23 protein-coding genes and 1 tRNA gene are annotated in these 25,978 nt (G+C 69.2%); 15 read left to right on the top strand and 9 right to left on the bottom strand.

The annotated features are described in order from the left end of the window. Positions 1–6 precede the first annotated feature (6 nt). Positions 7–1,968: an acyl-CoA dehydrogenase family protein gene (locus FHR72_RS18670; RefSeq protein ID WP_183470861.1), complete on the bottom strand. Its 1,962-nt coding sequence runs from the start codon at positions 1,966–1,968 to the stop codon at positions 7–9. Positions 1,969–2,069: 101 nt separating this feature from the next. Between FHR72_RS18670 and FHR72_RS18665 the strand changes: the two genes are divergently transcribed. Then, positions 2,070–2,795, top strand: a complete 726-nt coding sequence (locus tag FHR72_RS18665; RefSeq protein WP_183470859.1) for a VIT1/CCC1 transporter family protein — start codon at positions 2,070–2,072, stop codon at positions 2,793–2,795. 12 nt (positions 2,796–2,807) lie between these two features. Here the strand turns inward: FHR72_RS18665 and FHR72_RS18660 are convergent, their stop codons facing one another. Further along, positions 2,808–4,022 (bottom strand): MFS transporter, encoded by a 1,215-nt coding sequence (locus FHR72_RS18660; protein WP_183470857.1) that lies wholly within the window; start codon positions 4,020–4,022, stop codon positions 2,808–2,810. Positions 4,023–4,071: 49 nt separating this feature from the next. After that, positions 4,072–4,512, bottom strand: a complete 441-nt coding sequence (locus tag FHR72_RS18655) for a MarR family winged helix-turn-helix transcriptional regulator (RefSeq protein WP_183470855.1) — start codon at positions 4,510–4,512, stop codon at positions 4,072–4,074. A gap of 108 nt (positions 4,513–4,620) precedes the next feature. On the opposite strand from FHR72_RS18655, the gene FHR72_RS18650 reads away from it, so the two are divergent. The 6 genes from FHR72_RS18650 (at position 4,621) to FHR72_RS18625 (ending at position 11,379) form a co-directional block, all read left to right on the top strand. Then, positions 4,621–6,669: an ABC transporter ATP-binding protein gene (locus tag FHR72_RS18650; protein ID WP_183470853.1), complete on the top strand. Its 2,049-nt coding sequence runs from the start codon at positions 4,621–4,623 to the stop codon at positions 6,667–6,669. A gap of 68 nt (positions 6,670–6,737) precedes the next feature. Continuing rightward, the gene (locus FHR72_RS18645; RefSeq protein WP_183471128.1) at positions 6,738–7,511 is read left to right on the top strand and encodes a CbiQ family ECF transporter T component; all 774 of its coding nucleotides are present in this window, start codon (positions 6,738–6,740) and stop codon (positions 7,509–7,511) included. 16 nt (positions 7,512–7,527) lie between these two features. Beyond that, entirely contained in the window at positions 7,528–9,042 is a 1,515-nt protein-coding gene (locus FHR72_RS18640) for a TldD/PmbA family protein (RefSeq protein ID WP_183470851.1), read from the top strand. A 3-nt stretch (positions 9,043–9,045) separates the two neighbouring features. Continuing rightward, entirely contained in the window at positions 9,046–10,419 is a 1,374-nt protein-coding gene (locus FHR72_RS18635; RefSeq protein ID WP_183470849.1) for a metallopeptidase TldD-related protein, read from the top strand. A gap of 7 nt (positions 10,420–10,426) precedes the next feature. Beyond that, positions 10,427–11,266 carry a carboxymuconolactone decarboxylase family protein gene (locus FHR72_RS18630; RefSeq protein ID WP_183470847.1) on the top strand — a complete coding sequence of 280 codons (840 nt, stop codon included), beginning with the start codon at positions 10,427–10,429 and terminating at the stop codon, positions 11,264–11,266. Between the two features lie 39 nt (positions 11,267–11,305). After that, positions 11,306–11,379: transfer RNA gene (locus FHR72_RS18625), tRNA-Ile, on the top strand. Between the two features lie 68 nt (positions 11,380–11,447). On the opposite strand, the gene FHR72_RS18620 is transcribed toward FHR72_RS18625, so the two are convergent. Next, entirely contained in the window at positions 11,448–12,284 is an 837-nt protein-coding gene (locus tag FHR72_RS18620) for an adenylate/guanylate cyclase domain-containing protein (RefSeq protein ID WP_183470845.1), read from the bottom strand. Positions 12,285–12,441: 157 nt separating this feature from the next. Between FHR72_RS18620 and FHR72_RS18615 the strand changes: the two genes are divergently transcribed. Both FHR72_RS18615 and FHR72_RS18610 read left to right on the top strand, forming a co-directional pair. Next, a complete protein-coding gene (locus FHR72_RS18615; protein WP_183470843.1) occupies positions 12,442–13,413 on the top strand; it encodes a tripartite tricarboxylate transporter substrate binding protein in 972 nt (323 codons plus the stop codon). A gap of 177 nt (positions 13,414–13,590) precedes the next feature. Continuing rightward, positions 13,591–14,928, top strand: a complete 1,338-nt coding sequence (locus FHR72_RS18610) for a PP2C family protein-serine/threonine phosphatase (protein WP_311736194.1) — start codon at positions 13,591–13,593, stop codon at positions 14,926–14,928. On the opposite strand, the gene FHR72_RS18605 is transcribed toward FHR72_RS18610, so the two are convergent. Next, a complete protein-coding gene (locus FHR72_RS18605) occupies positions 14,921–15,616 on the bottom strand; it encodes an Ntn hydrolase family protein (protein WP_183470841.1) in 696 nt (231 codons plus the stop codon). The genes FHR72_RS18610 and FHR72_RS18605 overlap by 8 nt on opposite strands. Before the next feature lie 89 nt (positions 15,617–15,705). Between FHR72_RS18605 and FHR72_RS18600 the strand changes: the two genes are divergently transcribed. Then, the gene (locus tag FHR72_RS18600; RefSeq protein WP_183470839.1) at positions 15,706–16,659 is read left to right on the top strand and encodes a mechanosensitive ion channel family protein; all 954 of its coding nucleotides are present in this window, start codon (positions 15,706–15,708) and stop codon (positions 16,657–16,659) included. 4 nt (positions 16,660–16,663) lie between these two features. Here the strand turns inward: FHR72_RS18600 and FHR72_RS18595 are convergent, their stop codons facing one another. Next, positions 16,664–17,155, bottom strand: a complete 492-nt coding sequence (locus FHR72_RS18595; RefSeq protein WP_183470837.1) for a DUF427 domain-containing protein — start codon at positions 17,153–17,155, stop codon at positions 16,664–16,666. An 81-nt stretch (positions 17,156–17,236) separates the two neighbouring features. On the opposite strand from FHR72_RS18595, the gene FHR72_RS18590 reads away from it, so the two are divergent. Further along, positions 17,237–18,685 (top strand): peptide MFS transporter, encoded by a 1,449-nt coding sequence (locus tag FHR72_RS18590; RefSeq protein ID WP_183470835.1) that lies wholly within the window; start codon positions 17,237–17,239, stop codon positions 18,683–18,685. A 9-nt stretch (positions 18,686–18,694) separates the two neighbouring features. On the opposite strand, the gene FHR72_RS18585 is transcribed toward FHR72_RS18590, so the two are convergent. Then, entirely contained in the window at positions 18,695–20,314 is a 1,620-nt protein-coding gene (locus tag FHR72_RS18585) for an alkaline phosphatase D family protein (protein WP_183470833.1), read from the bottom strand. A gap of 17 nt (positions 20,315–20,331) precedes the next feature. Beyond that, a complete protein-coding gene (locus FHR72_RS18580; protein ID WP_183470831.1) occupies positions 20,332–20,838 on the bottom strand; it encodes an NUDIX domain-containing protein in 507 nt (168 codons plus the stop codon). 80 nt (positions 20,839–20,918) lie between these two features. On the opposite strand from FHR72_RS18580, the gene FHR72_RS18575 reads away from it, so the two are divergent. After that, positions 20,919–21,218, top strand: a complete 300-nt coding sequence (locus tag FHR72_RS18575; RefSeq protein WP_183470829.1) for a putative quinol monooxygenase — start codon at positions 20,919–20,921, stop codon at positions 21,216–21,218. A gap of 4 nt (positions 21,219–21,222) precedes the next feature. On the opposite strand, the gene FHR72_RS18570 is transcribed toward FHR72_RS18575, so the two are convergent. Next, positions 21,223–22,194, bottom strand: coding sequence for an aldo/keto reductase (locus FHR72_RS18570; RefSeq protein ID WP_183470827.1), 972 nt, complete (start codon positions 22,192–22,194; stop codon positions 21,223–21,225). Between the two features lie 120 nt (positions 22,195–22,314). Here FHR72_RS18570 and FHR72_RS18565 point away from each other — a divergent pair, with 120 nt between their 5' ends. From FHR72_RS18565 to FHR72_RS18555, 3 genes are read left to right on the top strand one after another with little or no spacing between them, the layout of a single operon-like run. Next, the gene (locus tag FHR72_RS18565) at positions 22,315–24,822 is read left to right on the top strand and encodes a M4 family metallopeptidase (protein WP_311736193.1); all 2,508 of its coding nucleotides are present in this window, start codon (positions 22,315–22,317) and stop codon (positions 24,820–24,822) included. Positions 24,823–24,852: 30 nt separating this feature from the next. After that, entirely contained in the window at positions 24,853–25,563 is a 711-nt protein-coding gene (locus tag FHR72_RS18560; protein WP_183470825.1) for an AzlC family ABC transporter permease, read from the top strand. Further along, a complete protein-coding gene (locus tag FHR72_RS18555; protein WP_183470823.1) occupies positions 25,556–25,882 on the top strand; it encodes a branched-chain amino acid transport AzlD family protein in 327 nt (108 codons plus the stop codon). The genes FHR72_RS18560 and FHR72_RS18555 overlap by 8 nt, the downstream gene beginning before the upstream one ends. Positions 25,883–25,978: the final 96 nt, after the last annotated feature.

The following is a 25,978-nucleotide window of genomic DNA, read 5'->3' as shown; positions in this document are numbered from 1 at the left end:
CCGGCGTCAGATCACGCCCGCGCTCGTCGCGTTCTGCGGGATGTGCTCGTCGGCGTCCGGAATGTGCTCCGGGTGCAGCATCTCGGCGTAGCGCAGCTGCTCGGGGATGCCGAAGCCGTCGACGAGCAGTTCGGCGTACGGCCGCAGCCGGCGGCACCGGTCGTTGATGGCACGGGTGACGGCCTTGGCGCGTTCGGTCGACAGGAACCGGTGCTCGACGAACCAGGCCTTGTCGTCCTCGATCACCGACAGGGCGTACAGGTCGCACACCATGCCGAGGATCTCGCGGGCGAGCCGGTCCTCGCATGCGGCGATGCCGGCCACGAAGGCCTCGAGGGTGACGCGCTCGATGTGGGCCTGCGCCACGTGCAGCACGTGGTCCTGCACGGAGTTGAACGCCTCGAACGCGCTCATCTCCTTGGACTTGCTCTGCAGCCGGCGGGCGACGGAGGCGAGCATGTACTCCTCGCGGTCCTCCAGCATCTTCACCTGGGTGCCTCGGTTGAAGAGGCTGCCCTCCTCCTCGTTGTCCTCGCGAGTGTCGAGGATCGTCTGCATGATCGTCTGCGCCGCAGTACGTTTCATCACGCGCTCACCGGCGAAGCTGGCCGCGAAGCGGACCCATTCGACGGGGCTCATGCCCTTGATGTCGTCGGCGTAGGCCGTCAGGAGCTCCTTGGCCACCAGCTGGAACAGGACGTGGTTGTCGCCCTCGAACGTGGTGAACACGTCGGTGTCGGCCTTGAGCGCGATCAACCGGTTCTCCGCGAGATAGCCTGCGCCACCGCATGCTTCGCGCGCCTCCTGGATCGCCCTGGTGGCGTGCCAGGTGTTGGCGGCCTTCAGCCCGGCGGCCCGCGATTCCAGTTCCCGCTGCTCCTCGGGATCGGGGTCGTCGGCGGTCTGCAGCTCGTGGCACTTGGCGACGAGCTCGTTCTGCGCGAACTGCAGCGCGTAGGACCGTGCGATCAGCGGGAACAGCCGGCGCTGGTGGACGAGGTAGTCCATCAGCAGCACCTCGCCGCCGTCGGGGTCGGAGAACTGCCTGCGTTCCAGGGCGTAACGCGTGGCGATGTCGAGCGCGACCCGCGCCGCGGCGCCGGCGCTGCCGCCCACGGTGACGCGTCCGCGGATCAGGGTGCCCAGCATGGTGAAGAAGCGGCGGTTCGGATTCTCGATCGGCGACGTGTAGGTGCCGTCCGGGGCGACGTCGGCGTACTTGTTGAGCAGGTTCAGCCGCGGCACGCGCACCTGGTCGAACTGGATGCGCCCGTTGTCGACCCCGGGCAGCCCGCCCTTGTAGTGACAGTCCGAGGTCGTGACCCCGGGCAGGTCGTTGCCGTCGTCGTCACGGATCGGCACGACGAAGCAGTGCACGCCGTGGACGGTGCCGTCCGGGGTGATGAGCTGCGCGAAAACCGCTGCGACACGGGCGGTTTGCGCCGCGCCGCCGATGTAGTCCTTGCGTGAGGACGGCGTCGGGGAGTCGATCACGAACTCCTCGGTCGCCGGATCGTAGGTCGCGGTGGTCTCCAGGGACTGCACGTCGCTACCGTGACCGGTCTCGGTCATCGCGAAGCAGCCGGGCAGCTCCAGGTCGATGAGCTTCTTGACGTAGGCCTCGTGATGGCGTTCGGTGCCGAGGTTCTCGATGGCACCGCCGAAGAGGCCCCACTGCACACCGGCCTTGACCATGAGCGACAGATCGCTCATGGCGAGCATCTCGATCTGTGTGACGGCGGCGCCGACATCGCCGTTGCCGCCGTGCTCCTTCTTGAATCCGTCCTCGGCCGCACCGCGGGCGGCCATGATCTTCATCTGCTCACCCACTTTCGTGCGGGCGATGACGGTGTTCGGCGTGTAGTGCGGCCGGAAGATCTCGTGGCTGAGCTCGCGGCGCATCCGGTTCTTCACGTCCCGGAATCGGCCGTCAAGCGAGTTGCGCAGATGCTCGGCGGTGGTGGTCATATCTCACGGTAGCCCTCGGACACGTCTTGCAAACTGTGATGTCGCAAACCCAGGACATCCTCAGTTCCGGGGCCGCGCGGCCCGGGTGTTCAATCAGCATCATGACGCAGCCAGTCGAGGGTCCCTTCTCGCCCACCGGCAGGCCCCACGTCGCCGACCACACGCATGCCGACGTGACCGGAGGATGGTTGCGCGCTGCGACATTCGGGGCGATGGACGGCCTGGTGAGCAACACCGCGCTGATCGCCGGTGTGGCCGCCACGGCCAGCGCCCACACCGTCGTCATCAGCGGTATCGCCGGTCTGCTCGCGGGCGCGTTCTCGATGGCGCTGGGGGAGTACACGTCGGTGACGACGGCCAACGAGCAGATCGAGTCCGAGGTCCGGGTCGAGCGGCGCTCGTTCCGCAAACATCCGCAGGCCGAGAGGGCCGAGCTGGTGGCGATGCTCACCGACATGGGGATGACGCCGGAGACGGCCACCAGGGCCACCGAGGAGATCCACCGCGACGAGGTCAAGGCGATGAACTTCCACCTCGTCCAGGAACTCGGCGTCGACCCGCGCGAGAAACCGTCGCCGTGGGTGGCCGCCATCTCGTCGTTCCTGATGTTCGCCACCGGCGCGGTGATCCCGTTGATCCCTTACCTTCTCGCGTTCGAGTCGCTGGCCGCGGGTCTGGCGTGCGGGGCCGTCGGTCTGCTGCTGGCCGGCGGGGCGGCGGCCAGGTTCACCCGCCAGCCGGTCCTGTGGGCGGCGTTGCGGCAGTTGTTCCTCGGGGCCGCCGCCGTCGCCGCGACCTATCTGGTGGGACACCTCATAGGCGGCTGACCGGCCGGCGGCTCAGCTGTCGCTGCCGACGGTGACCGCCCGCGCCTCGTCGGTGAGTCCGTCGAGGCCGGCCTCGTCGTCGTCGATGTGGCGCAGGTGTTTCCGCGTCGCGGCCAGGGCGACCGCGGCCAGCAGCACAGCGCCCGCGCCCACCCAGAACGGCAGGTGCATGCTCACCTGCTCGCCGAGGACGCCGGCCAGCCACGGCGCCACCGCGGCCCCGCCGAACCTCATGAAGCTGTACGCGGCCGACGCGACGCCGCGATCGACCGGCGCGGCCTTCATGACGGTCTCGGTGATCAGCGTGTTGTTGATGCCGATCCACAGCCCGGCCACCACCACGCAGGTGGCCAGCACCGCCTTGTCGGCGGTGCCGAGCGCCATCACGACGAGGGTGGCGGTCATCGCGAGCAGGTTCACCAGCAGGGTGGGCACGGTGCCGAAGCGGTGCTGCAGCCGAGGTGCGACGACCACCGACGTGAACGCCAGTGCCACACCCCATCCGAAGAAGATGAACCCGATCTCGCGGGCGCCCATGTCGAGGGGGAAGGGGGTGAACGCCAGCAGGGTGAAGAACCCGAAGTTGTACAGCAGTGCGGTGACGCCGACCCCGAACAGCCCGCGGTGCCGCAAGGCGCGGAACGGGTCGGCCAGGGTGGTGGCGCGCTCGGCGCGTGGGGTGGACGGCAGCAGGACGGCGGTGACGATCAGCGCGACGGCCATCAGCGCCGAGACACCGAAGAACGGCCCGCGCCACGAGATCGAGCCGAGGACGCCGCCCACCAGCGGACCGACGGCGATGCCGAGACCGAGCGCCGCCTCGTAGAGGATGATCGCCTGGGCCACCGAGCCGCGGGCCGAGCTGACGATCGTGGCCAGCGCGGTGGCGATGAACAGGGCGTTGCCCAGGCCCCAGAGGGCGCGCCAGCCCACGATGCCCATCACGCTGTCGCTGAGGCCGGCCAGGCCCGCGCCGGCGATGATGATGACGAGACCGACGAGCAGGGTGCGCTTGGGTCCGATGCGGCTGGCCACGACGCCGGTTATTAGCATCGCGACACCCATGACCGCCATGTAGCTGGTGAACAGCAGTGAGACCTGCGACGGCGAGGCGTTCAGATTGTCGGCGATCGGTTTGAGGATCGGATCGACCAGACCGATTCCCATGAAAGCGACGACGGAGGCGAACGCGACGGCCCAGACGGCCTTGGGTTGGGAACGAAGCATAGGAGAACTATATAGAAGGACTATGGAAGATCTCAAACGCCGGGGCGGGTCAGCGGCCCACGGGACTCGGAGTGGTGGCGTCCTCGACGATGCGCCGCATGATCACCACCGCGTGGGTGAGGCACTCCCGGTCGGCCTCGGAAAGCCGCTCGAGATACGGGTCGACGGCCGCGCCGCGATCGGCCCGCGCCTGGCGCAGGGCCGCGACGCCGTCGGGGGTGATGCGGATCAGCACCGCGCGCGCGTCGTGCGGGTCGGCGGTCCGGGTGACCATTCCGGCGTCCTCGAGACGGCGTACCTGCGTCGTCATCGTGGGCTGCGAGCAATGGTCCAACGCGGCCAGATCCGAGATCCTGGCCTCACCCTTGTCCTCGATGGTGGACAATAGACGGGCCTGCGCGAACGGGACCGGCATCCGCAGCCGTTGGTTGGCGAGCCGATTGATCCGGGCCACCACGGAGAGCAGGTCAGAACCGAGCGTCGACGACATCCGCCCATGGTTACATAGCTTTACTATGTATTCCAAATGTGGCACGCCGTGGCGCCGGTCACAGCCCGGCCGGGCCGCCGGTTCCCAGGCGGCTGGCAGAATCGTGAAATGACCTCGGCCGGCCCGGAGAGCGCCCCTCGACGGACTGGACCCCTTAGACCGGTCGAGCTTGCCCACGCCGCCGTCATGGCCGCTTTGTGCGCCGCCATCGCCATCATCGCGGTGGTCGTGCCGTTCGCCGCGGGTCTGTCACTGCTGGGCACCGTGCCGATGGGCCTGCTCGCCTACCGCTACCGGCTGCGAGTCCTGCTCGCCGCGCTCGTCGCCGGCGGCCTGATCGCGTTTCTGATCGCGGGCATGGGCGGTTTCATGACCGTCCTCAACTGCGCCTACATCGGCGGCCTGACCGGGATCGTCAAGCGCCGCGGACGCGGAACGCCGACGGTCATCGCGTGCGCCCTCGTCGCCGGCGCGCTCTTCGGCCTCGTGATCGTCGCCGCCCTGGCCGTTCTGAGCAGGCTGCGGCACCTCATCTTCGAGTCGATGACCGCGAACATCACCGGCCTGGCCGCCATCATCGAACGCGTCCCCGGCATGGAACCGCTGGCCGACCGGCTCACCCACTACTTCGGCCTCGCCCTGCAGTACTGGCCGTTCCTGTTCTTCGCCTCCGGCGTCTTCAGCATCACGTTCGTCAGCCTCGTCGGCTGGTGGGCCCTGTCCCGGGTGATGAAGCGCCTCGTCGGCGTCCCCGACGTGCACAAGCTGGAGGCCTCCACCGACGCCGGCCACGTCGCCCCGATCCCGCTGCAGCTGCACGACGTGCGCTTCCGGTACCCGAACACCACCCAGGACGCGCTGGGCCCGGTGTCGATGACCGTCGAGCCGGGGGAACACGTCGCGGTCACGGGCGCCAATGGGTCCGGCAAGACGACGCTGATGCTGGTGCTCTCGGGCCGCGAACCCACCGGCGGGACGGTCGAACGCCCGGGTGCGGTCGGGCTCGGCAAGCTCGGTGGCACCGCCGTCGTGATGCAGCACCCCGAGAGCCAGGTGCTCGGCACCCGGGTCGCCGACGACGTCGTGTGGGGCCTTCCGCCGGGCACCGCGATCGACGTCGAGCAGCTTCTCGCCGAGGTGGGTCTCGAGGGCCTCGCCGAACGCGACACCGGCGGACTGTCCGGTGGTGAACTGCAACGGCTCGCGGTCGCCGGCACCCTCGCGCGGGAACCCTCGCTGCTGATCGCCGACGAGGTCACCAGCATGGTCGACCAGGAGGGTCGCGACGGGCTCATGACGGTGCTGTCCGGACTGACCAAGCGTCACCGCACCGCACTGGTGCACATCACGCACTACAACAACGAAGCCGACGCCGCCGATCGTGCCGTCACCCTGGCGGGCAACGGGGCGGCCGCCGACAACACGGAGATGGTCGAACAGGCCGAGGTGCCGACCCCGGCCGCTGCGGCCGACAGCCCCGACGGCGCGCCGGTGCTGGAGCTGCGCGGGGTGGCGCACGAGTACGGCAGCGGAACTCCCTGGGCGAAAACAGCTCTCAGCGGCCTCGATTTCACCGTCCACGAGGGCGACGGGGTCCTGATCCACGGCCTCAACGGCTCGGGCAAGTCCACGCTGGCATGGATCATGGCCGGGTTGACGGTCCCCACGGTCGGCGAGTGCCTGCTCGACGGGAAGCCCGTGTCGGATCAGGTCGGTGCGGTCGCGATCTCGTTCCAGGCGGCCCGCCTGCAGCTGATGCGCAGCCACGTGGCCCACGAGATCGCTTCGGCCGCCGGCTTTTCCGTGCGTGACCGGGACCGCGTGGTCGCCGCGCTCGGCAGCGTCGGCCTCGACCCCGGGCTGGCGACGCGGCGTATCGACCAGCTCAGTGGCGGCCAGATGAGACGGGTCGTCCTGGCAGGCCTGCTGGCCCGCAAGCCGCGCGCGCTGATCCTCGACGAGCCGCTGGCCGGGCTCGACGCCGCCTCCCAGCGCGGACTGCTGCGGCTGTTGGAGGACCTGCGCCGCAACACCCGGCTCACCGTGGTCGTCATCTCGCACGACTTCGCCGGTCTGGAAGAGCTGTGCCCGCGCACGCTGCATCTGGAGAACGGGGTCCTCGCCAGCGCCCCCACCGCGGCCGGGGGTGTGTCGTGACATCGGCTGCCCCGCGCAAGCCTCGCCGGCAGGTCGTGCTCCTGCGCCCGGTTCCCGGGCGGACGGTGATGCACGAGCTGTGGGCGGGCTCGAAGCTGATCATCGTCGCCGGAATCGGGGTGCTGCTGACGTTCTACCCCGGCTGGGTGCCGATCGCCGCGGTGGCGATCCTGGTGGTCGTGGCCGCGAAGATCGCGCACATCCCGCGGGGCGTGCTGCCCAGCATCCCGGTGTGGCTGTGGTTCCTGCTCCTGCTGGGCGGGGTCACCGCGACCTTCGCCGGCGGCAGCCCCGAATTCGCCGTCGGTTCGGTGCATGTCGGCCTCGGTGGACTCCTCAACTTCCTGCGCATCACGGCGCTGTCGATCGTGCTGCTGGGTCTCGGCGCCATGGTGTCGTGGACGACCAACGTGGCCGAGGTCGCCCCCGCCGTCGCCAAACTCGGCCGTCCGCTGCGGCGGCTGCGGATTCCCGTCGACGACTGGGCCGTCGCGGTCGCGTTGGCGCTCAGGGCATTTCCGATGCTGATCGACGAGTTCACCGTGCTCTACGCCGCACGCAGGCTGCGGCCCCGCGACGTGGACCGCAACCGCCGGGCGCGGGGGCGCCAGTGGGCGTCGGAGATGATCGACCTGCTGGCCGCGGCGATCACCGTCGCTCTTCGGCGTGCCGACGAGATGGGCGACGCCATCACCGCGCGCGGCGGAACGGGTCAGATCTCGGCGGTGCCGTCCGGCCCGAAGCGGCGCGACTGGGTGACCTTCGCGGTCGTCATCCTGGTCTGCGGCATCGCACTGGCCCTGGAGCTGACGATCCTGGGCACGAGCGCAATTCAACGCTGATCTACGGTGTGAAGGCGTGACGACCCGAACCGTCGAGGACGATTTCCTCGCCCTCCCGCGCCATGCACTCGCCGATGCGGCGCTGGCCGCGGCCACGCAGGCCGGCGCGAGCTATGCCGACCTCCGCCTCCACGCCATCACCACCGAGACCGTGCAGATGCGCGACGGTGCGCTGGAGACCGCGGTCACCGACTACGAGATCGGCCTGGCGGTCCGGGTCATCGTCGACGGCACCTGGGGCTTCGCGTCCCATGCCGAACTCGACACCGCGGCGGCCGCCGACACCGCGCGCCGCGCCGTGCGGGTGGCGACCACCCTGGCCCCGCTCAACGCCGAGCGCATCGAGCTGGCTCCCGAACCGGTCTACCGCGACGTGTCGTGGGTGTCGGACTACGGCATCGACCCGTTCGGCATCGCGACGCAGGACAAGATCGCGGTCCTGGACGACTATTCGGGCCGGCTGCTGGCTGCCGACGGTGTCGACCATGTGTCGGCCTGGCTGAACATGGCCAAGGAGCAGACGTTCTATGCCGACACGTTCGGGTCCTCCATCACCCAGCAGCGGGTGCGGGTGCTGCCGAGGCTGGACGCGGTCAGCGTGGACCCGGCGGCGGGAACCTTCGAGAGCATGAGCACGCTGGCCCCGCCGATGGGCCGGGGATGGGAGGCGGTCGCCGGCGACGAGGTGTGGGACTGGTCGGGCGAACTCGCCGAGCTGCCCACCCTGCTCGCCGAGAAGGCGAAGGCCCCCAGCGTCGTCGCGGGCCCCACCGATCTGGTCATCGACCCCACCAACCTGTGGCTCACCATCCACGAGTCCATCGGTCACGCCACCGAATACGACCGTGCCATCGGTTACGAAGCCGCATATGCCGGAACGTCGTTCGCGACCCCGGACAAGCTGGGCCGGATGACCTACGGCTCGCCGGTGATGAACGTGACCGCCGACCGGACCGTCCAGCACGGTCTGGCCAGCGTCGGCTTCGACGACGAAGGGGTGCGGGCTCAGAGCTGGGATCTGGTGCGCGACGGCCTGTTCGTGGGATACCAGCTCGATCGCGTGTTCGCGCCGCGGCTCGGGGTGGCCCGGTCCAACGGCTGCTCCTACGCCGACTCCGCCCACCACGTGCCCATTCAGCGGATGGCCAACGTGTCGCTGCAGCCGGGTCCCGAGGACATCAGCACCGACGAGCTGATCGCCCGGGTGTCCGACGGGCTGTACATCGTCGGCGACAAGAGCTGGTCGATCGACATGCAGCGGTACAACTTCCAGTTCACCGGCCAGCGTTTCTACCGGATCAAGGACGGCAGACTCGACGGCCAGGTGCGCGACGTGGCCTATCAGGCGACCACCACCGACTTCTGGGGGGCGCTCGAAGCCGTTGGCGGACAATCGACCTGGCGGCTCGGCGGTGCGTTCAACTGTGGCAAGGCCCAGCCGGGACAGATCGCCGCGGTCAGCCACGGCTGCCCGTCGGCGCTGTTCCGGAAGATCACCGTGCTGAACACGCGAGAAGAAGGCGGACGGTAGACCATGATCAGCGCGCAGAAGGTGATCGACACCGCGCTGGCCGAAGCGCGGCGGCTGGGCGGGGCCGACGAGACGGTCGTCATCGTCACCGATCGCAGGGACACCGCGCTGCGGTGGGCCAACAACACGATGACCACCAACGGGGAATCGACCAGTCGCACGACGACCGTGATATCGATTGCGCGACAGGGTGATACCGCACACGTCGGCTCGGTGCGGTCCAGCTCGGTGGAACCCACCGTCCTCACCGACCTGGTGGCCGCATCGCAGGATGCCGCCGCGGCCGCACCCGCCGCGCGTGACGATGCGCCGATCCTGTCCGGCGACGGCGCCCCGGCGGACTGGGACGCCCCGGTTCCGGCGACCGGGGCCGACGTTTTCAGCGGGGTCGCCCGGTCGCTGGCGCGGGGTTTCCAGGGTCGCGACACGTTGTTCGGCTACGCGCGCCATGTCCTGGAGACCACGTTCGTGGCCACGTCGTCGGGCCTGCGCCGGCGCTACACGCAGCCGACGGGTTCGGTCGAGATCAACGCCAAACGCGACGGCGCCAGCGCATGGCGCGGGGTCAGCACCCCCGATTTCGTTGACGTGCCCATGGATTCGATGCTCGAGGACCTCGCCACCCGGCTGTCCTGGGCCGACCGCACCGTGGACCTACCTGCCGGCCGGTACGAGACGATCATGCCGCCCTCCACGGTGGCCGACATGATGATCTACCTGGCGTGGACGATGGGCGGTCGCGGCGCCCAGGAAGGGCGCAGCGCGCTGTCGGCGCCCGGCGGTGGCACCCGGGTGGGGGAGAAGCTCACGGCCCTGCCGCTGACGCTGTACTCCGACCCGGCTGCGCCCGGCCTGGAATGCACGCCGTTCGTGACCGCCGCCAGCTCGTCGGAACGGTCGTCGGTGTTCGACAACGGGTTACCGATCGAACGGGTCGACTGGATCCGCGACGGGACGGTGAACGCTCTCGCCTATCCGAGGGCGGCGGCCGCCGAGTTCGGCGCCCCGGTCGCGGTGGGCGCTGACAACCTGCTCATGACCGGCGGCACGGCAAGCCTGGAGGACATGATCGCCGACACCGAGCGCGGGCTGTTGCTCTCGACGCTGTGGTACATCCGCGAGGTCGATCCGTCGGTGCTGCTGCTGACCGGGCTGACCCGCGACGGCGTGTACCTGATCGAGGACGGCCGGGTGACGGCCGCGGTGAACAACTTCCGCTTCAACGAGAGCCCGCTGGATCTGCTGCGCCGGGCGTCCGAGGCCGGTATCAGCGAGGTGACCTTGCCGCGGGAGTGGGGCGATTGGGCCACTCGGGCGAAGATGCCGTCGCTGCGGATCCCCGACTTCCACATGTCCTCGGTCAGTCAGGCGCAATAATCGGCGCATGACCAATGGGCTACCCGAGCGGCTGGCACGGCTGGTTGCGCTGTCCTCGGGCGACGACAGGGCCGACACGCTGATCCGGCTGACGTGCGGGCGGGCGCTGTCGCTGCCGCCGCTGCCGCCGCCGGTCGATGTCCCCGACGGGCGTTCCGAGCAGGAGGCTGTCCTGGTCGCGTTCGCCGAGCAGTTCACGGTCGACGTGACGGGAATCGGCGACAATCAGCGCTCGCACTTCGTGGATGCGTACGGGGACAACGCCTTCCGTGTCGTGGTTGCGATCTTCATCGCGGACTTCGTGCCGCGCGTGTGGGCAGGTTGTGACGCGTTGGGCCTGGGCAAGCCGGGCTGGAACGCCGAGGTCGAGATGGACCGGGAGACCGACCCGGTGGGCACACTGCTGGGCGGCTTCGTGCCCGCGGTGGCGCGGTTGCGCGATCTGGATCCGGTGACGACCGAGGTGGTGCGGCTACGCGGGGCCGAGGCGCACAACTGCCGGCTGTGCAAGTCGCTGCGCGAAACCCACGCTCTCGACGCGGGCGGGTCGGAGGACATGTATCGGCAGATCGCCGATTACGAGGCTTCCAGCAGTCTCACGGACGCGCACAAAGCGGCGCTGAGGTACGTCGACGCCCTCGTCTGGTCGCCTTCGCGGATCGATGCCGGGATCGCCGACGGCATGCGTCGGCACTTCTCGGAGAAGCAGATGTTCGAGTTGACGCTCGACGTGATGCGCAACGCCGCCAACAAGATCGCGGTCGCCATGGCCGCCGACGCGCCGCGGGTGGCCGAGGGCACCGAGCGCTACGAGGTCGACGAGCAGGGGCAGACGATCTTCGCCTGACCGGGCGTGTGCGACCATGATGGCCGCGTATCGCGCGCTGGGGCGGTAGCTCAGTTGGTTAGAGCCGGGGACTCATAATCCCTTGGTCGCGGGTTCGAGCCCCGCCCGCCCCACACCTCCGCACCTGCCGCGGAATAGCATTCCGGGCTGCGATCGAGCAGCGATCCACAGCCCAGACTTCTCACTCGTGACGCACCTCGACCCCGTATACCGTCTGTGCGCCGCGAAGACCCTTCAGCTCCAGCTCGACCGGGCTCGCAAGCCTGATCCCGGGATCGGTCAGCGACTCCCGCAGCTCGCCGCTGACCAGGATCTCTCCACCGCCGGCCTGGTCGGCGATGCGCGCCGCCATCGCGACGTTGCGGCCGAACAGGTCATCGCCGCGCCGTACCGACGAGCCCGCGTGGGCCCCGATCCGAACTCGGACCCCTGAGTAGCGGTCGGGGTCGGCCGTCAACGCCTGCTGGACCGCGATGCTGCACCGCACGGCGTCGTCGGGATCGGCGAACGCGATCATGAATCCGTCGCCCTGATTCTTCACGACGTACCCGTGGTGCTCGGCGACCTTCTTCTTGATCAGCGCGTTGTGCCGTTCGAGAACCTTGACCCACGCGTCGTCGCCGAGCGACTCGTTGCGTGCGGTGGAGCCCTCGATGTCGGAGAAGACCAGGACGACCCTGCCGTCACTGGTGATGCGGGCGAGGTCCGGCTTCTCCACCCTGGCCCACGCGGCGAGTTCGTCGACAGAGCTGCGCATCGGGGCGACGATCCCGTGGCGGATGAGGGAGTCGGCATTCTTGAGCGTCTGCGTCACCGTTTTCACGGCCAGCGGCGCCACCGCGGCCACCCCGGCGGGTTTGCGCCGGCTCTCACGCAGCTGCCCGCCGTCCTCACGGTGACGGCGCTGCAACTGTTTTCGCGCCCCGGCGAGCCTGCGCCGCGTCACGATCAACAACACGCCCAGGGCGATCAGTCCCGCGGACTTGAGCACGACGACGACCCCGAGGGCGATGTTCACCCGCTCAGTATCCCCGGGGCCGCGGTCTGGCCGGCGCCGGTGCGTGACGGTGCGATTTGCCGTAACCCGCGGACAGCGGCCGGCAATGCGTGTACAGCTTTCTTGCGGCAGATTCGTACGACCGCAGAATCGAAGGACTCAGGAGCGCGCCCTCGTCATGATCAAATTCGTCCTCGGCGCCCTGGTGGCGGCGTCCCTGCTGCTGACCGGCTGCCAGCATTCCGAGCCGAGCGCGCAGGCGGCGAACTATCCGACCGGGCCGGTCACCATGACTGCGGGCGCCAACCCGGGCAGCGGTTTCGACATCACCCTCCGCGCCGTCGTCGACGCGTTGCAGAAGGAGAACATCGTCGCAGTGCCGCTGCCGGTGGAGAACAGGCCGGGCAACATCGGCGCGGACTTCCTGGCGACCATGGTCGAGCAGTACCGGGGCCGCGACGACCAGGTGTCGGTCACCTCGCTGTCGATGATGATGAACCAGCTGCGCGGACTGTCGCCCTACGGGTACGGCGACGTCACGATGATCGCGCGACTGATCACTGAGTACTACGTCGTGGTCACCGATTCGGGCTCGCGCTATCAGACCCTCGCCGATGTGATGACGGCGATCAAGGCCGACCCGCGCAGCGTCGAGATCGCGGCCGCCACCGACGACCAGGCCCCGTTCGACCTGCTGGTGTCCGCCGCCGGCGGCGATCCCGCAGCGCTGAACTACGTGCCGTTCGAAGGCGGCGGCGACCAGACGGACGCGCTGCTGAACAGCCAGATCAGCGTGGCGATCGGCGGTGTCAGCGAATTCCAGGACCTGATCGCCCAGGGCGAGCTCCGGGCCCTCGGCGTCCTCTCGGAGAACCGGCTGCCCGGCCTCGAGATCCCGACCGCCAGGGAGCAGGGTCTCGACGTCACCCTGTCGAACTGGCGTGGGCTCTACGGCCCGCCCGGCATGCCCGATGTCGCGGTGGCGTACTGGCAGAACGCCCTCGGCAGGATGGTCCAGACGCCGACCTGGCGGCAGATCGCCGAGCGCAATCAGTTCACCACGACGTTCATGGTCGGCGGGGAGTTCCAGACGTTCCTGGCCGACACCCAGGCAGACCTCAAAGCTGCGCTGGCAGAAGCGAACCCGTAGAGGGGAAGTCTGACGAAGTTCTGACGTCACCGGTTGCTTCGCTGAGCGCGTTGCCCCGGTGGCAGCCCACTGACAGAATTTCGGGCCGGAGTCGCTCGTCAGGAGCGATCTGACCGAGGACAGCGCGACATTCCGAACAACCGACACACCAACCCCGAAGAGGCCCGGCTCGCCGCGGTGCAGCGCTACCGCGTCGAGGATTCGGCGCCGGGCTCGGTGCTGCTCCGAATGGCCGACGTGGCGGCGCGTTCCGTCGGCGCCCCCATGGCCGTGGTGGCGATCGTCGACCACGACCAGGTGCGACTGATCGCCACGCACGGACTCGGCGAGGCGGCGCGTGCGGTGTCGCGCGACGACCCGGTCCTGGCATCCGTCGCCGTCGGCGGCGTCGAGGTGCTCACCGAAGCGGAGATAGCCGGCAGCGCCGTGCTCGCGGAGCACGCCGTGCGGTTCTACGCGGCCGCGCCCATCGTGACCTTCGACGGGCACCGCCTGGGGTCGCTCGCCGTCATGGACACCGAACCCCGGCAGGTCGTCGGCGAACACCTGCTGATCCTCGAAGACCTCGCCGCCGTCCTGATGGAACAGCTCGAATTGCGGCTGTCCTCGCTTGACGCGGTGTCGCTGGAACGCCGCCTGCGCGGCGATGCGGAGACCGCCCGCGACGTCGCCCGCCGCGACCGCGCCAGCGCCGAGACGGAACGGGGCGAGGCCGAGCGCGACCGGGACGAGGCGCGTCGCGAACGGGACCAGGCCCAGGTCGACCGCGGGGTCGCCGAGCGCGACCGCGACTCGATCGAGGAGTACGCCGCTGCCCTGCAACGCACCCTGCTGCCGCCGTCGCTGCCGCGGATCGACGGCCTCGAGGTGGCGGCGTACTTCCGCCCCATCTCGTCCCACCAGATCGGGGGCGACTTCTACGACGTGTTCAGCCTCGGGGGCCGGCGGTGGGCATTCTTCATCGGCGACGTCCTCGGTCACGGCGTCGATGCGGCCGTGGTCACCTCGCTCATCCGCTACACGCTGCGCTCGGCCGCGCTGCACTACTCCGACCCGACCAACGGCCTCGCCGAGCTGAACTCCGTGCTGCTGCGCGAAGTCGCGCCGAGGCGGTTCTGCACCGTGTTGTTCGGCACCGTCGAGCCCGCCGAGGCCGGCGACGGCTTCGTCGTGACCATGGCCACCGGCGGCCACCCGCCGGCGCTCCTCATCCACGGGACCGGCCGGGTGGAGGCGGTCCGGCCCCGCGACGGGATGCTGGTGGGCGCGCTACCGACCGCGGTCTTCGATCAGTGCACCGTCACGCTGGCTCCCGGTCAGACCCTGTTGTTCTACACCGACGGCCTGATCGAGGCCCGGCTCGGGGGAGTGGCGTTCGACGAGAGCGCGCTGTCGGACTTCGTCGCCGAGCGGGCCGGGGGCGGCTTCGATGCGTTGATGCACGAGATCACCACGTTGGCTCCCAAGCTCGACCAGCGCGACGACATCGCCGTGCTGGCCGTGCACGTCAGCTGAACAGGTCGTCGAGGGCGCGCCGCTCCAGCTCGACCCAGCGGGTCACGTGCTGCCGGGCCTCGTCCACCTCCTCGGCGCTCAGGTGATGAGCGCCCTCGGGGGTGATCCGGCAGAAATCCATCGGGCCGCCGACGCTGGGAGACGACGCGTCGAGCGCGTCGAGCACGCGCAGCGCCGCCACGACGCCGTAATCGACGTCACGTTCGGACATGCCGAAATGGGCGAGCAGGGCGTGGGCCTGCTGCGCCATCGCCGCGCCGCTGCCGACGGCTTGGAAGCCGGTCTCTTCGTGATGGCCGATCAACCCGTTCGGATCGATGTCGATGATGAAGGGCGCGTCGCCGACGTACCCGGCTGCCAGGACGTAGGTGGCCGGGGTCCCGCCGGTCTCCTGACCGGGCACGTCGCCGATGAAGTTGGCGTAGTGGTGTTTGAGGATCGGCAGCACCCGTTCCTGGATCGCATGCCCGACGTTCGCGGCCTCCAGCACCGCGTCGGGTTGAGCGGTGAAGACCTGCTCGACGTCGTAGAGCACCGCGCGTGACCCGCTGCCACCCCAGGCCGCATGCCGCCCCAGTGTGTGCAGTTTCTGTGCCGGGTAGGTCAGGCCGCGGCCCGGATCCGTGATCTGCGAATCCGATGCCAGAACAACCCCGTTTGCGCACCGCAGCGCCAAGACGACCGTCACCCGACGATCGTCGCACGCCTCCCGTCGGGGCCCCGGGTGCACACGGCCGCGGTCAGGGACGGCCGCCGGCGGCCGTATGGTGGGAACACATGGATGTCTCCCTCTTGGCTTTCGAATGGACGGACACCAGCCGGCATTGGCTCATCGAGGTCCCGATCAGGATCGTCGCCTACATCGCCGTCGCCCTCGTCATCCGCTACCTCCTGCACCGGATGATCGACCGGGCGACCACCGCCAAAACGAAGTCCCGCAAAGGCGCCGTGTCGTCCGAGGACGGGCGCGTGACCAAGACGCCGCCGCTGGTGCGCAGGCTCCGCGACCGGGTGCCGTCGTCGGCGACCAGCGAACAGGTGGTCGCACGCCGCCAGCAGCGGGCGCAGACCATCGGCTCGGTGCTGAAGTCGACGGCGTCGATCGTGCTGCTGGTCTGGGTCGTCCTGACCGTGCTCAACGTTCTCGGCGTCAACATCGCGCCGTTCATCGCCTCGGCCGGCGTCGTCGGCCTGGCCATCGGCTTCGGGGCGCAGAACCTGGTGCGCGACTTCGTGACGGGGGTCTTCATGCTGCTCGAAGACCAGTACGGCGTGGGGGACACCGTCGACCTCGGTGACGCCGTCGGCGAAGTGGAGAGCGTGGGTCTGCGGATCACCACCGTCCGCGACATCGACGGCACCCTCTGGTACGTGCGCAACGGCGAGATCGCCCGCGTGGGCAACATGAGCCAGGAATACGCCGTCGCCCGGATCGAGGTGCCGGTCTCGTTGACCGCGGACGTCGACCGTGCCGAACAGGTCGCCGTCGAGGCCGCCGAGGATGCGGTCTCCGACCCGGCTCTGGCCGGGAAGGTGCTGGGTGAGCCGGAGATGCTCGGTGTCCAGGAACTCTCCCCGGATCTGATCAAGCTCCGGATGACGGTGAAGGTGCGCCCGAACGCGCAGTGGGCGGTGCAACGGCGGCTGCGGCGCGCGATCCTGCGCGCCTACGACGAGAACGGCATCGACCTGCCCTACCCCAACGGCCGGATGCAGGTCGTCGGCGAATAGGCCGCTACCACCCCATCGAGCCGGGCACACCCTTGAACGGTCCGGCGATCCAGCTGGTGATCCACCCGCCGTAGAAGCCGCCCGGCTGCGGGATCACCTCCTCGCCGTTGACGGTGCAGCGGTCGACCAGCGACGCCATCACCGCGACGGCGCCGGTGATGTCGACGAACGGCGGGGTCGGCGCGGGATAGGCCCAGGCCGCCCGCGTTGCGACCGCGGCGGGGGTGACCAGGTCGAAATAGCTGGCCCGGCCCTTCCATTCGCACCACGACGAGCCCGCCGCGGGCCGCAGCGCGCCGTCGGCGAAGCACCCGGGCGGCAAATAGTAGGTGGGCGGGTGACTGGTTTCGAGCACGCGCCAGGCCTTGTCGGTGGAGGCGACGGTCTGACCGCCCAGCTCGACGGTGATCGACCCGCGGAACTCCTCGAGCCGAGGGGGACGCGGGTAGTCCCATACCGATTCCTGACCGGGGCGGATCTTGTCGGGCACAGGCATGGTCCCGAGTCTAGGAGAGCCCGGACTCCAGCTGAGCCTAGGAACTCGCTGTGAGGGGTGCGCACAGGGCAGGGTAGCCCCATGACCCTTCACCAGCGGGATGCTGCGCGTACGTTCTTCGGTCACCCGATCGGCCTGACGAACCTGTTCGGCGTGGAGCTCTGGGAGCGGTTCTCGTTCTACGGGATGCTCACGATCCTGGGGTATTACCTCTACTACTCGGTGACCGACGGCGGCCTCGAACTGCCGCAGAGCACCGCGACAGGAATCGTGGGCGCCTACGGCGGGCTCGTGTACCTGTCGACGGTCCTGGGCGGCTGGATCGCCGACCGGCTGCTCGGCATGGAACGCACCGTGTTCTACGGCGGCGTGGTCGTGATGATCGGCCACATCGCGCTGGCCGTCCTTCCCGGGCTCGCCGGCGTCGGGGTCGGCCTGGTGTTCGTCGCGCTGGGTTCGGGCGCGTTGAAGGCGAACGCCTCCTCGCTGCTGGGCACGCTCTACGCCAAGGGCGACGCCCGGGCCGACGGCGGGTTCACGTTGTTCTACCTCGGGATCAACCTCGGCGCGTTCGTGGGCCCGCTGATCACCGGCCTGCTGCAAACCCGCGTCGGATTCCACTACGGGTTCGGTGCGGCCGCGATCGGCATGGCGCTGGGGCTGATCCAGTATCTGGTGTTCCGCCGCAACCTGGGTGAACACGGCCGCGATGTGCCGAACCCGTTGCCGCGCAACGCTTTGGGCAAGGTGGCCGCCGCGCTGGTCGTCCTGATCGCACTGGTCGCGGCCGCCGTTGGGCTCAAACTGGTCACCCTGGCCAATTTGTCGCAGGTCACCACGGGCGTGATCGTGCTCGCCGCGATCGCCTACTTCGCCGTGATGCTGCGCAGTGCCAAGGTCACCGCGCCCGAGCGGGTGCGCGTGCGGGCGTTCATCCCGCTGTTCGTCGCCAACGCCGTGTTCTGGTCGCTGTTCCAGCAAATCTTCACGGTGCTTGCCGTGTACTCCGACGAGCGGATGAACTGGTCGATCTTCGGCTGGACGGCTCCGTCGAGCTGGATCGGATCCATCGAACCGATCTGGATCATTGCGCTGTCACCGCTGTTCGCCCTGCTGTGGACCCGCCTGGGCAACCGCGCACCCTCGACTCCCCGCAAGTTCGCCTACGGCGTCATCGGCATGGGGGTGGCGTTCCTGTGTTTCGTCCCGCTGGCCGGCGTCAGCGGCGTGCCGGCCCTGGCCGTGCTGGTGATCCTCGGGGTGTTCGCGGTCTCGGAGCTGCTGCTCTCGCCGATCGGATTGTCGGTCACCACGAAACTGGCGCCCGAGGCGTTCCGCGCGCAGATGATGGCCCTGTACTTCTTCTCCGTCGGGCTCGGAACGTCCATGTCGGGTGTCCTGGCGGGGTACTACGAGCCGTCCCGCGAGGTCGCGTACTTCGGCATCCTCGGTGCAGTGGCGATCGTCGCGGGCGTGGTGGTCTTCGCGATGGCGCCGTGGATCAGCCGCCACATGGAGGGCGTCCACTGAGCCGGGCCGTCAGTCGTTGAGGTCGACCCGGGCCACCGTCGACAGTTCGCCGTTGTCCTCGGGCTGTTCGAAGAACACCTCCGCCTCGCGGCCCCGTGCCTCGAAACTGGCGATGGTGTTGCCGAATTGGGGCCCGCTGCGGTTCTGCCAGGTCATCGGCAGGGCGGGCGAACCCGCATGCCGGGCCCAGCGCCGGGTCAGCCGCGCCACCCGCGGCGACCACGCGAACTTGAACGCCGGTTTGACCGGTGCGGGCACGTAGTTGTGGACGGGGGAGCACACCAGCTGGTGCACACGGGTGTCACCGGTGCCGTCGAACATCGCCCGGGCGGCGTAGCTGTGGTGCACATCGCCGGAGAGCACCGAGATGGTGGCCGGTGAGCCCTCCCGGGCGACCGACTCGATGAGTTTCGACAGCCGCATGAACGAGGCCATGAATGCCGGCCAGTGTTCGAGATCTGCTGCCTGGCGGATCTTCTCGGCGATCGTTCCGCGCAGCCCGGATCGGTCGGCGGCGATCTCGTTGATGATCTGCAGGTCACCGAGTGCCGGCGGGAGCAGCCAGGGAAGCGACGAACCGATGAGTATGTGGTCCACCGAGTCCAGCGAATCGCCGATCTGTTCCTCGACCCACTTGAACTCTTTGTCGCCCAGCATCTTTCGATCGCCGTTGTCGAGAATTCTGGCGTTCCGGGAGTCGACCATCACGAGCCGGCTGCGGCCGAGGTCCCAGCGGAAACTGAAGCGCAGACCCTTGTCCCCGTCGACCTCGTAGTCGGCGCGGTCGGCCAGCTCGACCAGGTGCGGCCAGCAGTCTCCCTCGGTGACGAGCACTTTCTGGTAGTCCTCGTCGGCGGCGAGCTCGTCGGGGCTCAGATTCCCGAGATGCTGGTACACCCAATACGATCCGAGCCCGGCGTGGATGCGGTCGCGCCACCACGGCATCTTGTTCACCTCGGCACGCCACGGCGCCGAGGTGTTCCAGTCGTCGCGGATGTCGTGGTCGTCGAAAATCATCGCGGTGGGCACCGTGGACATGATCCACCGGATCTCGGGGTCGCCCCACGTGTGCCGGTAGAGCCGCTCGTACTCGGTGAAGGTGACGACCTCGTCGGGCGGGCGGCGCTTGGACTTCGACCGGTGGCCGGACAGGTTCTGGCGTGCCTCGGGGGTCAGCTCGTCGGCGTACACCTGATCGCCCAGCAGCAGCAGCGCATCGGGCCAGTCCTGCACCGGGGTCGACTCCAGCCTGGTGGCGAAGCAGTCGAGTGCGTCGAGGCCGAGCTTGTCGTCGATCTTGGCGTCACCGGTCTTCGGGTACCGGCACGACCCGAAGATCACCTTCAGCTGGTCGGCACTCTCGGGTCCCCGGGTTCTGATCACGCTCGGCGGGAACGACGAATCCGGCTCGGGCCACACCGTGGTGCCGTCGACGCGCACCTGGTATTCGGTCACCGAGTCCGGGGTCAGTCCGTCGATGACGACGAGCGCATAGTGACGTTCCTGAACCTCGAACGTCTTCGCCGAGCAGCCGAGGATCTCCACCTCGGCCGACGCCTCGGTCTGCACCCACACGATGGCGGTTGTTTCGCTGACGTGGCGCAGAACCGGGCCGAGAACGAGGGTCACCGAACCAGCCTAGGGCACTACAGACCCAGTGCCAGTGGGACGGCAGGCGGCCCCTCGGCCAACAGACTGCGCAGCAGGTTCGGCAGGGCCCGCGGGGAGAACAGCACGCCGTCGCCACGGGCGGCGTCGATCTCCGGCAGCGCCCACCACCGCAGTCGGAGGATCCCCTCGGCGTCCGGGTGGCCGGCCGTCCCCGGGCTCACACCGCTGCACGGCTCGAAGCGTGCCACCGGAACGAGGAAGTAGTGGTTGACGATGCCGGTGAACCCCTGGGGCCGCATCCAGGCCATCTCGGCGGTCTGGATCCACACCAGGGGAGGTGCGTGGTCGGCCGTCAGGGCCAAGCCGGTCTCCTCGTGCACTTCCCGCCTCAGTGCGCCGAGCAGCGTCTCGCCGTCCTCGACCCCACCGCCGGGGCTGGCCCACACGGTGTAGCCGTCCTCGATGCGATGCTGCGCGAGCAGGATACGGTCGCCGTCGACGAGCAGGGCCCGACACGAATGACGCCACGGCAGCGCGGTCACGGTGGTGACGGTAACCGATGAATCCGGACGCTCGGCGCGGTCTACAGGCAGGACTGCCGACACAGAGGAAGGAACGGCCGATGGTGATCGTCTCGGGGCATGTGAGCGTCGAACCGCATTCGCGTGCGGCGTATCTGGCGGGTTGCCGGCCCGTCGTCGAGCAGGCGCGCCGCGCGCCGGGCTGCCTGGATTTCGCCATCGGCGCCGACCTGATCGACGAGGGCCGGATCAACGTCTTCGAACGGTGGGAATCGCAGGCCGCCGTCGACGAGTTCCGCGGCGCCGGACCCGGCGAGGATCAGCAGCTCGCGCTGGTGTCGGCCGCGGTGAGCGAGTACGACATCTCGGGCGTGCGGGTGTTGACCGCGGAAACGCCGTAGTCGCTCAGGCGCGGCCGAGTCGTTCTCTGACGAGGTCGGTGAGCACGCGCCGCGTCGACACCGGGCGGAAGGCGCGCGCCGCGGCGGTCAAGGCGTCGCGCGCAGAGGTGTCGAGCTCGATGTCGGCCGCGGCCACGTTGAACTCGAGCTGTTCGACGGTGGAGGCGCCCGGGATCGCGACGACGCCGGGCAGCGCGATCAGCCACGCCAGCGCCACCTGGGCCGGCTCTGCCCGCACGTCGGCGGCCACCGTCCTGAGCGTCTGCAGCAGCGGTTCCACCCGGCGCAGATTCTCGACGTTGAACAGCGGGTTGACCGACCGGATGCCGCCGGGCCGGTTGTCGACCCCGTACTTCCCGCCCAGCAGGCCCTGCGCGAGCGGGCTGTAGGCGATCACCACGCGGTTCTCGCGCTCGGCGAACGGAACGAGGTCGTCGAGCGCCCCCGGGTGGGCGAGCGAGAAGTGCACCTGGTTGCTGATCACCGGCCGTCCGAGCGCGGTGTCGGCTTTGCGCCAGCGGTCCAGCGAATAGTTCGAGACGCCCGCGGCGCCGATCAGGCCCTCGTCGAGCAGAGCCCGCATGCCGGGCATGATCACCGAATCCGGCACCACCGGGTTGGCCTGGTGGATCTGGTAGAGCGGAATGCGGTCGAGCCGGAGCCGGCTCGCGCTGGCACGGGCGCGCTGCTTGACCACCGCCGGGAACGGAGCCACCGGGAACACCTTGCTGGCGACCGCGACGTCGGCGCGGTCCTCCCCGAGTGCCTCGCCCAGAATGCGTTCGCTCTTGCCGAAACCGTAGATCTCAGCGGTGTCGAACAGCGTGACCCCCAATGCCAAGGCGCGGGTCACGATCTCCCTGGCCGGCCCTGCGGCGTAGTCGTCTCCGTAGCCCCATTCGCGGGAGCCGAACTGCCAGGTGCCGAGTCCGATACGGCTGACGCGGCCCACGCCGTCGACGTCGAGGAATTTCATATGTCAAAGGTATAGCGGCGTCCGCGGCCCGGGGCCGGCCGGAAACTCGGGGGAGTTTGCTGAGCGGTGGTAGGTTCTGCCCAGCGTTGGCTGCAGGGGGAGGCACAGGGGGAGGCAATTGTGGAGTGGGTCGGTGATGCGCGCGCGGCGTCCGGCGCACGACGCGGGATGTATTCGGGGATCGTCCTGGTCGGCATCGGGCTCGGCATGGTCGTCGGTCAGGGCGTCGCTGCCGCCGGCCCCGCCGACGACACGGCGGCCTCGCAGTCCGACGACTCGCCGGGCACCGTCGACGCAGGCCCGGCGACGAGTGAGGACGCCCCCGAGCCCGACGCCGACGAGAACGAAGAGGCCGAGGCCGCAGCAGCCGACGAGAACGAAGAGGCCGACGCCGCAGCAGCCGAGGACGACGCGGCCGAGGACGCAGCAGCCCAAGCCGACGAGGTAACCGACGCCGTCGAGCCCGCCGCCACCGTGCGGGACGTCGTCCGCGCGCGTCCGGTCACCGCACGGACGATGGTCTCGGACGTCATGACCTGGGTGGGGTTGCGCCGCCCGACCGCCCCGGACGTGCCCGAGCCCGCCGCCCCGGTCGGCGCCCTCGTCGAGTCACTGTGGCTGGCAGTCCGGCAGACCCAATACACGTGGAACAACCAGCGTCCCGTCGCCGACGTCACGGTGGACGGCCCGGGGCCCGGCGGCGCGATCTCGGGGAATCTGAACGCGGTCGACTACGACGACAGGTCGCTGACCTACCACCTGTCGACCGGCCCCGCGTTCGGGCGCGTGGTGTTCGACGACCGGGGCGGCTTCACCTACACGCCGGGGGCCGCGGCGGCCGGCCGGGCCGACGAGTTCCGGGTCCGCATCGACGACACCTCGGGCAACCCGTTCCACGTCCACGGCCTGCTCGGCCTGCTCGGCGTCACGCGGCCCACCGAGGTGACGGTGAGGATCCCGGCGACGGCGGCCGGTGCCGGGGGTGCGCCGCAGCTTCTCGACCTCCACGACCTGACGACGCGGAAAGTGCCGGTGACCCTCGCGCCGTCCGGGGCGGCCGCCGTCATCGCCGGACCGTTCACCGACCGAGTGGTCGTCAACGCCGCGGACGCCGCAGCCGTGCTGAACATGCTGGCCCCCGCACTCGGTGCCCCGGCGGGGTTCGCCGACGGCGCGGCCGTCACCGCATCGACGGCGGGAATCGGCGCCGACGCCGAACATTTCTACCGCTACACCGAGACGGTGGGCGACGTGACGGTCATGGGCAGCGAGATCATCCTGGTGACGAACGCAGTCGGCGACGTCACCAGCGTCTTCAACTACTACCGCGGCCTGGGCGACTCGTTCGACGTCACCCCGGACTCCTCGGTCGACGACGACGCCGAGGTCCGGCTGATCGCGAGCAGGGCCTACCTCAGGTCCGCCGACGATCCTGCATCGATCGAGAAGTTCTTCGCGACAAGCAGTTTCACGAAAGAGCTGGTGGTGTACACCCTCGCCGAGGGTAGGGATCCGCAGCTCGCGTGGCGCGCGATCATCCATGTCCTCGACACGGGCGACCCGGCGCCGTCGGGCGCGACGTATGTGATCGACGCCGACGGGGAGGATGCCGGCGCCATCATCGTCACCGTCTCCAACGCGCACGACGTCGCGACGATGACCACCGCCAAGGACTGGTCCGGTGACTCGCGGTCCATCACCGTCGACACGCGCAAGTCACTGTGGTTCCGCACCACCGAGATGTTCGACAGCACCCGCAACATCACCACCTACAAGACGTCCTACGGATTCTTCGGGTCGGGGGAGCCGGTGCTGCCGGGCAAGGTGGTCACACGGAGCCTGTTCGGGTGGGACACGGGCGCGGTCTCGGCACACGCCAACACCGCGGTCGTCTACGACTACTTCAAGAACGTTCTCGGCCGGGTCTCCTATGACGACGCCGGCGCCCCGATCGTCGTCAGTATCCGGTACCGGCCCGGTACCTCACCGCAGGGCTATTCGAACGCGTTCTGGGATCCGACGATCAGCCAGTTCGCGTTCGGCGACAAGGGTTACCTGCAGGCCGCGGTGGACATCGTCGCCCACGAATACACCCACGCGGTGATCACCAGCATCGTCGGCAACGGCGGCTCGGCGCTGGACACCGGCGAGCCCGGTGCGCTCAACGAGGCCTATGCCGACATCTTCGGTGTGCTGGTCGAAGCCGACACGGGATCGGGCCGCTGGCTGATGGCCGAGGACTCCGACTACGGCATCGTCCGCAACCTCGCCGATCCGGGCGCGGTCAGCACGTCCTACGGTCCGCACCGCGACCGGTACACCGAGCGCTACACGGGCAAGGGTGACGACGGCGGTGAGCACGTCAACAGCACGATCTTCAGCCATGCGGCCTATCTGATGATGACCGACTCCGCCACCGCGGAGGTCTCGGCCGCGACGTGGGCCAAGGTGTTCTACGGCTCGCTGGGGCGGCTGAGCTCGACCGCGAAGTTCGTCGACGGTCGTGCCGCGGTGCTCAGCTCGGCGCTGGAGCAGGGTCTCACCTCTGCGCAGCGCGTCGCGATCGCCCGCGCCTTCGATGCCGTCGAGATCTACGGCGCCGCACCGTCGTCCGCGATCGCCCTCTGAGGCAACCACCGGAGCCGCTACGTTCTGGGGGTGTCTTCTCCACCGCCCGGCCCTGAGCCCGGCCATTCCGTGCGGCAGGTCGTCGCCCTGTCGGCGCCGATAGGACTCGCGTTCATCCCGCTCGGAATGGCGCTGGGGTTCCTGGTCGTGCATGCCGGGCTGGCGTGGTGGTGGGCGCCGGTGTTCGCCGCGGTCATCTACGCCGGGTCGCTGGAGTTCCTGATGGTGCACCTGGCGGCCACGGCTGCCCCGGTCGCCGCCGTCGCGCTGACGACGTTCGTGGTGAACTCGCGGCACGTGTTCTACGCGCTGTCCTTCCCGCTGCATCGCGTGCGCGGTCTGCTCGCCAAGACCTACAGCACCTACACGCTCTCCGACGAGGCGTACGCGGTGGGCGTGAGCCCGGAGGCCGCGAGGTGGACCACCCGGCCGATTCTGCTGATGCAGTTGCTGTTTCACCTGCTGTGGGTGGCCGGTGCGCTGCTGGGTGGACTCGTCGGGGAAGCGCTGCCGATCGACCGTCTCGTCGGGTTGGACTTCGCTCTGACCGCGCTGTTCATCGTGCTCGGGATCGACGCGTTCCGCCAGCGCCCGGACCGCCTGACCGCCGCGGCAGCGGCCGCGTGCGCGGTCGTCGCATGGCTGCTGGTGCCGGGGCAGATGCTGGTCTGCGCGTTCGCGGCCTTCACCGGCGTCCTGGCTGTGCGAATGATGCTGCAGCGCAGGGCCGAACGTGAGTGACAACGCCTACATCGCCCTGCTCGTCGCCGTCAGCGCCGCGGTCACCTGGGCGTTGCGGGCGCTGCCGTTCGCCGCGCTGGCGCCGTTGCGCACCAGCCGGATCGTCCGCTACCTGAGCGTCCACATGCCGGTGGGGGTCATGGTCATCCTGGCGATCTACACCCTGCACACGATGACCACCGAGACGCCGGCGCAGATCCTGTGGCTGGCGCTCGCGGTGGCCGTCACCGCGGGCCTGCATCTGTGGCGCGGTCAGGCGCTGCTGAGCATCCTGGTCGGCACCGCGGGCTACGTGACCCTGATGTCGCTGTGGGGCTAGTTGTACTGACCTGACATGTTAGGTACACGGCTGGCTGGTGGTTGACCGCCGAGTGCTGTGTGGCCGCGATGGAGATTGTAGGTGTGCAGCCAGAGC

Origin of the sequence: Mycolicibacterium iranicum (assembly GCF_014190915.1) — a bacterium.
In the GTDB taxonomy this organism is placed as follows: Bacteria; Actinomycetota; Actinomycetes; order Mycobacteriales; family Mycobacteriaceae; genus Mycobacterium; species Mycobacterium iranicum_B.
The sequence above is the reverse complement of the archived record's forward strand: the minus strand, read 5'-3'. Positions and strand labels throughout refer to the sequence as shown.

Excerpts from the sequence above, each read along its gene's own strand:
- FHR72_RS18650 (WP_183470853.1), top strand. The coding sequence starts at position 4,621 with ATGACCTCGGCCGGCCCGGAGAGCGCCCCTCGACGGACTGGACCCCTT.
- FHR72_RS18660 (WP_183470857.1), bottom strand. The coding sequence starts at position 4,022 with ATGCTTCGTTCCCAACCCAAGGCCGTCTGGGCCGTCGCGTTCGCCTCC.
- FHR72_RS18575 (WP_183470829.1), top strand. The coding sequence starts at position 20,919 with ATGGTGATCGTCTCGGGGCATGTGAGCGTCGAACCGCATTCGCGTGCG.
- FHR72_RS18615 (WP_183470843.1), top strand. The coding sequence starts at position 12,442 with ATGATCAAATTCGTCCTCGGCGCCCTGGTGGCGGCGTCCCTGCTGCTG.
- FHR72_RS18655 (WP_183470855.1), bottom strand. The coding sequence starts at position 4,512 with ATGTCGTCGACGCTCGGTTCTGACCTGCTCTCCGTGGTGGCCCGGATC.
- FHR72_RS18645 (WP_183471128.1), top strand. The coding sequence starts at position 6,738 with ATGCACGAGCTGTGGGCGGGCTCGAAGCTGATCATCGTCGCCGGAATC.
- FHR72_RS18670 (WP_183470861.1), bottom strand. The coding sequence starts at position 1,968 with ATGACCACCACCGCCGAGCATCTGCGCAACTCGCTTGACGGCCGATTC.
- FHR72_RS18630 (WP_183470847.1), top strand. The coding sequence starts at position 10,427 with ATGACCAATGGGCTACCCGAGCGGCTGGCACGGCTGGTTGCGCTGTCC.
- FHR72_RS18590 (WP_183470835.1), top strand. The coding sequence starts at position 17,237 with ATGACCCTTCACCAGCGGGATGCTGCGCGTACGTTCTTCGGTCACCCG.
- FHR72_RS18635 (WP_183470849.1), top strand. The coding sequence starts at position 9,046 with ATGATCAGCGCGCAGAAGGTGATCGACACCGCGCTGGCCGAAGCGCGG.
- FHR72_RS18665 (WP_183470859.1), top strand. The coding sequence starts at position 2,070 with ATGACGCAGCCAGTCGAGGGTCCCTTCTCGCCCACCGGCAGGCCCCAC.
- FHR72_RS18595 (WP_183470837.1), bottom strand. The coding sequence starts at position 17,155 with ATGCCTGTGCCCGACAAGATCCGCCCCGGTCAGGAATCGGTATGGGAC.
- FHR72_RS18570 (WP_183470827.1), bottom strand. The coding sequence starts at position 22,194 with ATGAAATTCCTCGACGTCGACGGCGTGGGCCGCGTCAGCCGTATCGGA.
- FHR72_RS18600 (WP_183470839.1), top strand. The coding sequence starts at position 15,706 with ATGGATGTCTCCCTCTTGGCTTTCGAATGGACGGACACCAGCCGGCAT.